Origin of the sequence: Methanosarcina spelaei (assembly GCF_002287235.1) — an archaeon.
In the GTDB taxonomy this organism is placed as follows: domain Archaea; phylum Halobacteriota; class Methanosarcinia; order Methanosarcinales; family Methanosarcinaceae; genus Methanosarcina; species Methanosarcina spelaei.
In genome coordinates this window covers 20,781-27,303 of the sequence record NZ_LMVP01000515.1, presented here as the reverse complement: position 1 = coordinate 27,303, position 6,523 = coordinate 20,781, and the positions used below count along the sequence as shown (strand labels likewise).

The following is a 6,523-nucleotide window of genomic DNA, read 5'->3' as shown; positions in this document are numbered from 1 at the left end:
TAACTGAAAAAAAGTAACTGAAAAAAAGTAACTGAAAAAAAGTAACTGAAAAAAAATAACTGAAAAAAATAACTGAAAAAAAATAACTGAGAAAAAATAACTGAAAAAAAGTAACTGAAAAAAATAGTAATTGAGGCAAAATTCAGGTTATTTTCCGTGCAAACACAATCCTTGAGCCGTCCGTCATGTCAAGAGCACGGAAGACTTCAAGCCCGTAATTACCAAGCAGCTCTATATACTCATTAAAGGGAACGCTATTTTCGAAACTGTAGCCTGATCTTCCTTTTTTCACACCTTCAAAAGTCCAGAGGTTCCAGTCAAGACTGAGAAGCGGGTTTGATTTCATTTTTTCATCAGGCATCTGCCTGGTTACGAAAATGCCTCCTGGGTTTAAGGCTTCGGAAAGCTTGGGGATAAGGGAAGGCACTTTTCCTCCGGGGTTAAAGGAAGAAAAGATAAGGTCATAGTTACTTCCTATTTCATCTTTAAAAAAATCCCCCTGGATTGTATCTACTCTTGAAGCTCCGTGTTTCTCTATGAAATATCTTGTTTCTGCAGTAACAGGAGGAAGGTCGAAAACAAAAGCCTGAAGGTCTTCGTTAAGCTTTGAAAAAGCGACTGCATAAAGTCCGTGCCCTCCTCCGATGTCAAGCAGCCTTTTGATGTTTGTAAAATCAATGTTTTCCCTGACAACCTTTACAGTTTCCTGAAGCAGGCCACAACGTGCGTTTTCAGCCATGCAGTGGACAACTTCTCCAAAAAAAGGTCCTTTTTCGACAATCTCGGGTCCCTGCTTTAGAATCTGAGGAAGACGAGCCCAACGTTCAACATTTCGGACCCTTTCGGCAAGGTAATGCTGTTGAGAAAACGGAGAACTTTCCAGGAGATAAGTCGCACTGAGTTCCGAGACAAGGTATACTGCTCCACCATTATTTATTTCTTTATCAGTGTTCTCGGATCCGGTTTCGGATTTTCCTTTTTCTTGACCGGCGACTGGATCTGTTTTTACAACTTGAGTTTTTTCTTCTTCCTTGTCCATCCCTTCCTCAAATCTATCAAGAAATCCGATATTGTGAAGAGCTTCACAGAAATAAGGCATGAGCAGAGGATCACAGCCAAGCTTTTCAGCCAGGTTTCTTGCTGACAAAGGAGTATCAAGTGCTTCAAATACTCCGAGCTCAAGAGCCGAGGCAATCAGACTGTACTCTTTTAAACCCTGAATAGAAGAATCGATAAACTTGAAAAAGCAATCAAAATCGATCTCAGGCTTTTGAAATAATTCCTCAGCTTTTTCAGCATTACTGCCGTTTTTAATTTCGATTCCGGCATTTAACTGGCTTTTTACTTCTTCCGTATCTTCATTTTGGTTATTAAACCTCGGATTTGTTTCTTTATTTTGTGTACTAGGTTCTGTTTCGGATTCTGTTTGTTGCTTATGAACTTCCTTGTCAGATTCTGCTTTGTTTCCAATTTGAGTTTCCATTTCCTGGCTCCTGATTCTTACTTTCCGCATATTACTCTGGTTCGTATCAGTCTGACACTAATTTCTAAAATATAGTAATATTTTATATGGTTAAAGCTTTATCTTATAACAAAATTAGTAAACATTGTTAACTAAGTGTACTACTCATGAAAAAAGATTTATTACTCAAAAATGAAAGATAGTTGTTTCACACTCAGACGAAAATAAAAATTAAAAAAACAAGAAAATAACTAAAAAACGAAAATAAAAAGTAAAAATGAAAAATAAGCAGCCTGAGAAAAATAAGCAACCTAAGAAAAACTAAACAATCTGTAGGCCAAACTCTTAAAGCAATGTTTTATGCAGAAAAAAGGTCAAAAAATTATAAAATTAAAAACAGAACTTTAAAAGGATGCGTCAACGTAATCTACCGATCTCTTAAAAACAGCTGCTATCATACCGTTTTCGTCGATCTCGTCCGCAAATTTGATGAGCTCCCAGCCATCAGTTCCAAGGCTGTTAAGATCTTCTTTTGTCTTTGACCACTCACTGAACCTTATCTCTTTAACATCATATTCCCAGATGGTCACTCTAATTCATCTCCAGTAAAGTTGGGTAAGATTAATTCATATATTAAGTTGTGGCATCTGCTATATTTATCTTTTTAAAAAATAGATTTGCGATTAAAGCAATTAAAGTTGATTTTTAATTGGTTTGTAATTTGATTTGCAAATTAATTAAGAATTTATCTGAAAACTGATTTGTGAATCGATTAAGAATTGGCCTGAAAATTGATTTGTAAATTGATTAAGAATTGACCTGAAAATTGACATTCGTTGATCCTTATAATTAAGCATATACACAGTCTATTCGGAGAACAAGTAAAAAAGAAAAGCTGTTGAAAATTGACTTCTCTAATAGTTTTGACTTCTCTAATAGTTAATTCTTTAAATGAGGTCGAATTTCAACCGGTCTTTAAAAAACTCAGACTTCAATCTGTCTTTATATTAGCTCAAATTATTAGCTCAAATCTCAAACAATTTATACTCACGGCGCCCCATACCGATTTTTTCTCCGTACTTGAGCTGGTGGGTTCCATCGATCATTGGCCATGCCCCCTTGAACTTATCGGCTCCAGCTTCGTGGTTGCACTGAAGGGAGGAGTTGACGAGCCCTTTCTGTCTATTTACTAGGTCGTAGCTTGCCTGGTCAAGAGCAACAGGGTCTTTTGAAGCGAGAATCCCTATATCAGGCACGATAGGAGCATCACTCCAGGGCACACAGTCGCAGTCAGGGGTAATTTTAAGCAGGAAATTTATGTAACCCACTTTTCCTTCCTTTCCTTTTACTGCTCCGTAAGCATACTCCGTAAGACTCTCCAGAAACTCCGGGATATCATGTTCCCAATCTATAGTTATAGCTCCAACAGGGCAAACTTCCATACATTGTCCACAGCTTATACAGATATTGGGATCAATCATTGAAACCTCTCCAAGAAGAGAAGAAGCTCCTACAGGACAGATTTCAACACATTTCTCGCAGCCTATACACTTATCCTGATTTACATGCGGGCTTGTCCTGAAATGCTGTTCCTTTTTGCCGATTGCAGGAGCACAGCCCATAGCCAGGTTTTTTATAGCCCCTCCAAAACCGGCTACTATATGTCCCTTGAAATGAGACATCACAACCATAGAATCCGCAGCAGCAATATCCGCTCCTATTTTTACGGACTTGAAATGCTTTTTCCCGATCTCTACATCTGCAGAGTTCTGACTCCTCAAACCGTCAGATATGATAAGCGGAGCCCTAACAACGGAATAATCAAAACCGTGTTCAATTGCAGTCGTCAGGTGGTCAACTGCATTATGCCGGCTGCCTGAATAAAGAGTATTCGTGTCCGTGACAAACGGTTTTGCCCCTGTTTCCCGGATCTTTTCCACAACCTGCCGCACAAAAACGGGATTTATATATCCGTCGTTCCCATACTCTCCAAAATGAATCTTAATCGCAGTCAGATCACCTTCTCCAAGGAGTTCGGCAAAACCTGCTTCGTCGAAAAGCCTCTGAATTTTGCTGATCGTGTTCTCCTGCGGATTTCTCGCCCTGATATCTGCAAAATAAACTTTACTTGCCATATAAGTGCCTCCTAAATCCGGATTCGTGCTTTTCACGAAACCTATGCAGTTAAAAAAGTGTTGTTTATTTTTAGGCATTGCGCTGCTTGGAAAGAAAAGCACCGCTTCATTCAATTAGATTCAGTCGACTAGACCCACTCGATTAAACTCACACAGTATTCAAAGGCAATAAAACACAAAAAATATAACACAATATGATGCTAAGAGACTGACAAATTCCTGAGAAATCCTGCCTAAAAATACGCTTTATTTCACAGCTTCCCAGTAGATTTCTTATATTTTTTAATATCCAGCGCTATTTTCTTACATTTCTCCTTTTCAAGCCGTTTCAGCCCAATTTCTGCTTTTTTTGACTGGAATATGAGTTCTCCAGTTAATCTGTGATAGCTGGCAAGCCGTTCCTCAGGAATAACCCCTTCATCAACCGCCTTCAGTACAGCGCAGCCCGGCTCGTCGTGGTGGGTGCAGTCTTTAAACTTACAATTGCGGGCGGCGTCAACGATCTCGGAAAAAGCTTTTTCAAGCCCTTCTGCTGAGTCTCCGAGCTGGATTTCCCTGATTCCAGGATTGTCTATAAGGGCTGCTCCGTTCGGAAGCGGGAAGAGCTGGCGAACTGTAGTTGTGTGTCTCCCTTTTTCATCGTCTTTCCTAATATCTCCGGTTTTCTGGACGGTTTCGCCAAGAAAAGCGTTGATAAGCGTGGATTTTCCAACGCCTGAGGAACCTATTAATGCAACTGTTTCCCCAGGGTTAAGGTAAGGGCTAAGTTCTTCAAGCCCGGTTTTTGAAAGGGCGCTTAATGGAATAACCGGCACGTCACCTGCAATAGATTGGATTTTTTCTACCAGCCGGGTTGGGCTATCTTCAAGGTCGGTTTTGTTAAGTAAAATCACAGGGCTTGCACCTGAAGAATACACAATGGCAAGATACCTCTCAAGCCTTCGAAGGTTGAGGTCCTTACCAACCGACGTCACGATAAAAATGGTATCAAGGTTTGCAGCAATTACCTGCTCTCCGCCCCCGTCTCCTGCTGCCCCTCTTGAAAGGCAGGTCCTCCTGGGCAGAATATTTACAACCATACGTGAACCCAGTTCAGGCTGGTCAAGCAAAACGACAAAATCCCCTACAACCGGCTGCTTTCCAATTTTCAGAAGCGCACCTGAGATTCCAGCCTGTACGACAGCCCCAGAGACAAGGACCTCGCAGACCGTTTTATGCCTTGATGCAACTCTTCCGGGAGTGTAGGGGCCTTTATAGGCAGAAAAAGCCAGTTCAAGTTCTTTATTCCAGCCTGGAATTTTATCGGCGTCAGAGTGGACGGAATTATGACCTGAACTTTTTGTTTCGCTATGATTGTTCATAAGATAGAAGTATCCGGTTAAATGGATAAATATTTTGATATTTCGTCCTGTAAAAGTTCAATTGTGCCTGAGATTAATACCAAGATTTCGGGAAAATTATTGATTTTCGAAAAAAATGACTCTGGTCCAAAATCCAGTGATTTTTGCATTTTTCGATTGAAACACTGAATTTGCGGGAAGAATTCTTTCTTCTATAAACTCACTATTCGATATCTAAAGACTTCAATCAAGAGGATGTATTCAAAGGATTGTGTCCATTTTCAAAATCTAGTGATTTTTAATTCTACGTTCATCACTGGATTTTGGTACTGAGTCAAAAAAATAGTGTAAATATGGATATAACTTCAATGTAGTATTGTTTTTATATGGGCTCTCAGAAAAAAAGAGGACAGCTTAATGCCGTCCTATTACTATCTAATATTCAGTTTGCTCCGTACGATTTGCTGTATGTAGCACCTAAGTTCATCAATGCAGCAATTCTATCGTTTTTATCTGGATGACTATTCATAAGATTTGCAAATAGCCCTTTAGTAGATGTTCCTGTAAAGGAATCCAGTAATTCACACAAAGCATTTCCATAACCCAATTTAAATGCAAATTTATCCGCTTCAAACTCATTATTACGACTCGACTTCATAACCAACATTATTCCAATTTTTGTCCATGCCCACAGAAATACAGCAATTACCATATCACTAGCACGCCCAGCTAAGTTTAGCTCTTTATCCCCACCAAAACTACCTATAAATTTAGTGAATCGTGCTATAAGGCGCATTGATATAAAAATAAATGTTACAATATAGTTACCTACGCTAACTAGCAAAATTAAATCAGTGTCTTTATGTGCTATGTGCCCCATTTCATGGGCCAGTGTAGCCTTTATTTGTTCTTTAGGGGCATTTAACATCCCTTCAGTAACACAAACAGTTTTTCTTCCTGTAGCAAATGCGTTAACATCTTCACTACTCTTCATGTATAATTTAACATCTAAAGGAATTGATGAATCAAGGTTCCGTGCCTTTTCAAGTACTTCCTTAAAAATAGGTTCTATATAATCAAGTTGATCTTTACGCTTAATCTCTGTACATCCACTTTGTTTTCTTAATACCCGTTCTCCAAACGGCGATAATGCAATAGCAAGAGATATTGCATATGTACCTAAGCCAAGAAGAAGTGTTGAAATGGAAATTCCACCAAATAATGAACCTAACACAAATGTGACAATAAAGGTATTTAAGACCAAATAAATACACAATGGAATATTAGCACTTCTTATTAAACTTTTTATAAAATCCACAAAATATGTTATTTTATTACCTCCTTATATAAAATAAGCAATAACTATTCAGTATCAAAAAATCAGTTTATAATTAAATATAAATATAATTATTAGTTTATATTTATAAATTGTCAACAACCAATAATTCAAAAAATAGAGATTCAATACTTATTGAAAATTATGAGCAAGAAAATACTCGCCTTTTTCCATAGATACAATGAAAATACCAATTTTTTAGACTTAATTATTGACTTATATATTAGGCCAATATATATATATTTCTTCA

General features: G+C 38.2%; 5 protein-coding genes. All 5 read right to left on the bottom strand.

Annotated elements, in window-relative coordinates; all coding sequences use genetic code 11:
• Positions 1 to 142: 142 nt before the first annotated feature.
• The 5 genes from ASJ81_RS17690 to ASJ81_RS17670 all read right to left on the bottom strand — a co-directional run bounded on the left by ASJ81_RS17690 (position 143) and on the right by ASJ81_RS17670 (position 6,255).
• On the bottom strand, positions 143 to 1,483 hold the full coding sequence (locus tag ASJ81_RS17690; protein WP_245860263.1) for an acetylserotonin O-methyltransferase: 1,341 nt from the start codon (positions 1,481 to 1,483) through the stop codon (positions 143 to 145).
• A gap of 383 nt (positions 1,484 to 1,866) precedes the next feature.
• Positions 1,867 to 2,052 (bottom strand): hypothetical protein, encoded by a 186-nt coding sequence (locus ASJ81_RS17685; RefSeq protein WP_095645496.1) that lies wholly within the window; start codon positions 2,050 to 2,052, stop codon positions 1,867 to 1,869.
• A 435-nt stretch (positions 2,053 to 2,487) separates the two neighbouring features.
• A complete protein-coding gene (locus tag ASJ81_RS17680; RefSeq protein ID WP_095645498.1) occupies positions 2,488 to 3,597 on the bottom strand; it encodes a DUF362 domain-containing protein in 1,110 nt (369 codons plus the stop codon).
• A gap of 251 nt (positions 3,598 to 3,848) precedes the next feature.
• Complete coding sequence (rsgA, locus tag ASJ81_RS17675) at positions 3,849 to 4,958, bottom strand: ribosome small subunit-dependent GTPase A (protein ID WP_095645495.1); 1,110 nt, start codon at positions 4,956 to 4,958, stop codon at positions 3,849 to 3,851.
• Between the two features lie 421 nt (positions 4,959 to 5,379).
• Positions 5,380 to 6,255, bottom strand: a complete 876-nt coding sequence (locus tag ASJ81_RS17670; RefSeq protein WP_170943385.1) for a zinc metalloprotease HtpX — start codon at positions 6,253 to 6,255, stop codon at positions 5,380 to 5,382.
• Positions 6,256 to 6,523: the final 268 nt, after the last annotated feature.

What these genes read in the sequence shown, in the direction of transcription:
- ASJ81_RS17690 (WP_245860263.1), bottom strand. Translation starts at nt 1,483, where the DNA reads ATGGAAACTCAAATTGGAAACAAAGCAGAATCTGACAAGGAAGTTCAT.
- ASJ81_RS17680 (WP_095645498.1), bottom strand. Translation starts at nt 3,597, where the DNA reads ATGGCAAGTAAAGTTTATTTTGCAGATATCAGGGCGAGAAATCCGCAG.
- rsgA (WP_095645495.1), bottom strand. Translation starts at nt 4,958, where the DNA reads ATGAACAATCATAGCGAAACAAAAAGTTCAGGTCATAATTCCGTCCAC.